This is a genomic window from Myxococcus sp. CA005 (genome assembly GCF_006518205.1).
In the GTDB taxonomy this organism is placed as follows: Bacteria; Myxococcota; Myxococcia; order Myxococcales; family Myxococcaceae; genus Myxococcus; species Myxococcus xanthus.
In genome coordinates, this window is sequence record NZ_SRLV01000174.1 from 1 (window position 1) to 4,611 (window position 4,611).

A 4,611-nucleotide genomic window follows, 5' to 3' on the forward strand; every position below is an offset into this window, starting at 1 on the left:
CCCCGTGAAGAGCGCGGCCCGGCCCCGGTGCGCCACCGCCACGCCATGCACCAGCAGCCCGCCACGTCGAGCCAGCGCCCGGGCAAGCATCACCTTCAGCACCGTCTCCACGGGAAACCGCCCCTGCCCCTCCACGTGGGCCAGGAGGCCGTCGGCGGAGAGCGTCGCGTCGTAGTCCTCGCCGGCCAGGCGCAGCGCGCCGCCCTCCCCGCGGAGGACCCGTGGCAGCTCGCGAATGACAGGTGCGGGACGCGCCTGGGCGGGGGCCACGGCCACGATCCGAGCCACCTCACTGCCCTGTCGCCTCGGGGACACCACGAACCGGGAGAACATGCGCCGGAGCGAGTCTCGCAGGCCCGCATCACCGACTTCCACAACTCCCATCCAACCGGCGATTCGCAGACAGAGGGCCGCGTCCGCCGTGGGGCCTTCCGGCGGAAGGCTCAGGGAATGCACTCCGACTCACCGGGGATTTGGCACTGGGAAATCTGCGCCAGTGCCACGAAGGGCTGCTCCCAGAGAATGGCCGGCGCCTCATAGACAGGGCCGGCGTCAGGAGGGGGCGTCGTCTGGAAGGCGTCCGAAGTCATGGGGCGTGCGAGCGAGGAAGAAGGGACGTTCTTCAAGGGAAAGGGACCGGGAACGCGCAGATGCGGCCGTCTTCGGAGCCCACGTGGAGGCGGCTCACCGTGTGGTCGATGGTGGGAGTCCCAATACGCTGCGCACCACCAATCGAGACCTGACCGGAGTCGGAGCCATCCAGCAGCTCCAGTTGGTGAACCTGTCCGTCGGAGCTGCCAACGTAGATGCGCACGGCGCCATTCCGATTGAAGGAGAAGGTGCCAGAGGGAGACGCGATCGGCGTGCTCCACCGGAGCACCGGCGGCGACTGGGCGGGCCCCGACACGTCGTACAGCGCCACCCGGCCGGCCGCGAGACTGGCCACGAAGCCCGAGCCCTGGGGCCGCACGAAGCTGGTGAAGGCAGGCGTGTTCGGCGCCGGGCGCGTGGTGACTGGCAGGCTCCACACGAGCTGCGCCGTGGCGGCGTCCACGCCGTGAACGAAGCCATCGCTGTCCGTCACGAGAATCAGGTTGCTGTACGCATTGCGAACCAAGCTCAGCTCCACGTCGCCCACCGGGAGCTGGGCCAGCACCTGTCCCGTCAGCGTGTTCAGCACCCGAAGCGTGTTCGGCGAGCCCGCGTGCGCGCGCGTCGCCACGAAGAGCCGGTTGTTGGTGTAGTCCACCACCATGCCGCCCGCCACCATGCCCAGATTCCCAGGCTGGTAGCTCCAGACCAGCGCGCCGGTGGCGGCATTCAGGGCCACCACCCGGTTGCGCGAAGCGTCCGCCAGCCGCGTGGCGAAGAAGACGAGGTCGCGGTTGGGGTGCGCGGCCCGGTATGCGGCATTCGCGTAGTCGAAGAGCTGCGTGACCGGGAACGACTGGATGGTGCCAATGGGCTGGCCACCATTGTCCCATCGCCACAGCACCTGCCCGGTGGCGGCGTTGAGCGCGCTGGCCACCCCACCCTGGTCACCCACGAGGATGTACTGCCCGGACAGGCCATGCAGTGGCACCACCGGGAAGCGGCTGCCAATGAGGCCCGCCAGCGGTCGAGGCCGCCACCGCTCCGCGCCATCCGCCGACGGATTGGTGACCTGGGTGAGGTTGGCGACGACGGAGTCGTTGAAGGCGCTGAAGATGCCCGTACCCAGCTCGGTGATGGGCTGCTGCGAGGCATTCAGGCCCACCGAGTAGCACCACAGCGGCGCCGCGCCCACGCGGGCCCGAGGCGTGGCCACCAGGGCCTGCGACGTCGGCTGGTTGCCCGGCGAGTACCACCGCAGGTCATCCGAGTTGAAGACGCGGTAGTAGTACGTGGTGCCGTTGGTGACGGACGTATCGGTGAACGTCGTGGCGGCGCCGACGTCGTCCGCGTACACCACCTGGGCGTTGCCCAGATAGGCCCCCACCGCGTAGTTCAGCCCCTGCGTCGGAGAGAGGTTTGGCGGCGCGCCCTCCGCGCGAAGAATCAGCACGCCCCCGTGCACCGCCGGGTTGTCCCAGGTGAGCGTCACGCTGCCATCGCGCGCCACACCCGTGAGGCGGTTGACGTCGGGAACGGTGCCCTGCGCCAGCGTCATGGGGGTTTCGATGCGAATCTGCGGCCCGCCGTAGTCGTCGATGAGGTGGAAACGATGACGGAACGTGGTGGGCCCGGACAGCGACGCGCCCGCCCCGAAGTTGGAATACACCACCGTGAAGGAGCGCTCGCCGTTGACCGGGATGCCCGTGGCGTTCGTCGACTCCCAGGTGATGCCCGTGGTGGCGTTGTTGGACGCCATGCGCCACCCGGTGGGCGTCTGCAGCACGCCGCCGACGGTGAAGTAGTTGAGCGCGGGCCGCAGCAGCCGGACCTCATGCAGCGGCATGGGGCCCCGGTTCTGGATGGTGTAGATGACGGACCGGTTCGTCGAGTTGGCGGCCAACGCGCTGATGTTCGTCCGCACGCGGTGCTGCACGATGCGCCCCTGGTTCGAGTCCACCAGGTTCGACGTCACGGAGGCGCCGTTGCGCGTGGCATCCACCTGCCCCCGGAACCGGTAGTTCGCGAACGGGGTTCCCGTGAGCTGGTACGTCCAGACGAAGTGCGCGGAGGCGCCCGGGTCCAGCCGGGGAACGCTCGCGGGCCCAGGCCCCGACACGAGCGACACGGCCGCCGTTCCCTGGAACACGGGCGCGCGCGGCGTCACGTTCAGGAACGTGTCCGTCGAGGACGGGTTGGTCACCGTGAGCCGCACCCGCACGGTCTCGTTGTTGAACGCGTCGTCGGTGTCCACGTCCATGGCCACCGGGAGCGCCCCCACGTTGACCATCCGCGCGTCCATCGAGGGCGACACAGTGTTGCCGTTCCCGCTGACGCCCCGCACCCGCGCCACCAGCGTTCCGGCCGAGCCCGTCCGCACTCTCGCGGAATAGACGCCCGCGTTCCGGTTGGCGATGTTCATGCGGAACGGCGTCGGCTCGGTGTCCACCACCTGGAAGGTGACGGCGCCCGCGCCCGTGGAGGGTCCCTCAACCGTGGTGTTGTTGTGGTTCGTGCCCGTCCGGTTCTCCACCACCATCCGCGCGTCGATGTCGCCGCCAACCCCCATCACCCGAGGACGCACGTCCACCTGGGTGTACAGGCCGGAGCGACTCCAGCTCGCGGCCGAGGTCGCCACCGACGTGGTGAAGTCGCCCCCCGCGCACGTGTCACGGGCGAACGTCTGACTCGCGACGAAGCGCTCGTTGTTCTGGTCGTTGTTCGAAGTCGGCGGAACCACGCGAAGGACGAACCGGGCCGACTCGTCCTGGCCCAGGCCGTAGTCGCCGCTGCCGTTGCAGGAGTCCTGATTGTAGAAGATGACCCACCGCTCGCTGGCGATGTAGTCCACCGTCCATCCCGGGGGCGGGATGGACGCGAGCGGGATGTAGCCGCTGGGCAGCGCGAACCACACCTCGTTGATGCGCCGGAAGAGCGGCGACCCACTGGAGGTGTTGTTGCGGACATCGACCGTCAGCTCGGAGGCTTCGTCCATCACCACCCGCGCGCGGGTGTCCCCACCCTGCGGCTGCGTGGTCAAGACGGCGGTCGGGGTCATCGACTGCGCCCACCCCAGCGAAGGCGCCAGGAGCGCGACGGCGGCGACGAGGGGGGCGGAGAATGGACGCATGATGAAAGGAGCCCTCACGGATCCAGGGTGAAGGAAGCCGCCGTCAGCGGCGCCCCATCGAGGAAGAACCGGGCCTGCCACGTCCCGCTCATGCCGGACGTCGCCACGGTGGTGCCTGCCACGGGCAGGGAGAAGCGCACCGTGCGCGACTCGTCCACGCGTGAATCCACTTCCGCCGACCGCCGCTCATACGGCAGCCCGGAAGGCGGCACGAACTCCACGGACACCGTGTGCCGGCCGCGCACGCCGCTCACCGTCAGGTCCACGTCCACCTGCGCCACCGACAGCAAGGCCCTGCTCCCCTCGCCCAGGTCAATGACGGTGGCCGAGCCCCGCGGAACCACTGGAGGCGGAGGCACTTCCGGCTCCTCCACCGGCGCGGGCGGCGGCCGGGCCTCCGAACCCTCGCGCGGAGGCAACACGTCCGTGGGCGCCACCGGTTCCTGCGCCGGGGGCGCATGAACGGGGGCATAGGGCGCCACGCCATCCGTGCACGAGGCCAACATCACCGCCGCCGCCAGGAACGCCAAACGCGTCCGCATCACCGCGCCTCCTCCAACTCGTCGATGAGCCCCAGCCGGGTCAGCTCCGAGAAGAACTTGAGCGTGTCGGTCAGCACCTGCTCCACGTCCCATCCGTGACGCTGAGCCACCTGCTCCACCAGGGCCCGCGCCGTGCGCGTCCCGTCGCACAACTCCCAGATTTCAATGGCCGTTCCGTTGAGCCCACGCAGGGTGTTGCCCTCGGCATCCAGGACGATGAAGTCCGAACCGAAGCGCTGGCCGGAGACGCCCTCGCGCCAGCGCGGCGCATGGTCCGCCGCGAAGTCCGTGCTCATCGCGCACCTCCCCGGCCCAGCAACGCAGCCAGGCGCCACTTCACGGCCACCC

General features: G+C 69.6%; 4 protein-coding genes and 1 pseudogene. All 5 read right to left on the reverse strand.

Features of this window, described 5'->3' with window-relative positions; translation table 11 throughout:
- A pseudogene (locus tag FMQ63_RS36780) lies at window positions 1-456 on the reverse strand (hypothetical protein); the annotation flags it as partial.
- Window positions 444-590, reverse strand: a complete 147-nt coding sequence (locus FMQ63_RS37695) for a hypothetical protein (protein WP_020478134.1) — start codon at window positions 588-590, stop codon at window positions 444-446. The pseudogene FMQ63_RS36780 and the gene FMQ63_RS37695, both read right to left, overlap by 13 nt.
- Window positions 591-622: 32 nt before the next feature.
- A complete protein-coding gene (locus FMQ63_RS36785; protein ID WP_011553745.1) occupies window positions 623-3,721 on the reverse strand; it encodes a PQQ-binding-like beta-propeller repeat protein in 3,099 nt (1,032 codons plus the stop codon).
- A 14-nt stretch (window positions 3,722-3,735) separates the two neighbouring features.
- Entirely contained in the window at window positions 3,736-4,263 is a 528-nt protein-coding gene (locus FMQ63_RS36790) for a hypothetical protein (protein WP_216609502.1), read from the reverse strand.
- Entirely contained in the window at window positions 4,263-4,559 is a 297-nt protein-coding gene (locus FMQ63_RS36795; RefSeq protein WP_011553743.1) for a PqqD family protein, read from the reverse strand. Before FMQ63_RS36795 ends, FMQ63_RS36790 begins: the two co-directional genes overlap by 1 nt.
- Window positions 4,560-4,611 lie beyond the last annotated feature (52 nt).

Bases quoted from the DNA above. Each gene is read 5' to 3' on its own strand.
- FMQ63_RS37695 (WP_020478134.1), bottom strand. From the start codon at position 590: ATGACTTCGGACGCCTTCCAGACGACGCCCCCTCCTGACGCCGGCCCT.
- FMQ63_RS36790 (WP_216609502.1), bottom strand. From the start codon at position 4,263: ATGCGGACGCGTTTGGCGTTCCTGGCGGCGGCGGTGATGTTGGCCTCG.
- FMQ63_RS36795 (WP_011553743.1), bottom strand. From the start codon at position 4,559: ATGAGCACGGACTTCGCGGCGGACCATGCGCCGCGCTGGCGCGAGGGC.
- FMQ63_RS36785 (WP_011553745.1), bottom strand. From the start codon at position 3,721: ATGCGTCCATTCTCCGCCCCCCTCGTCGCCGCCGTCGCGCTCCTGGCG.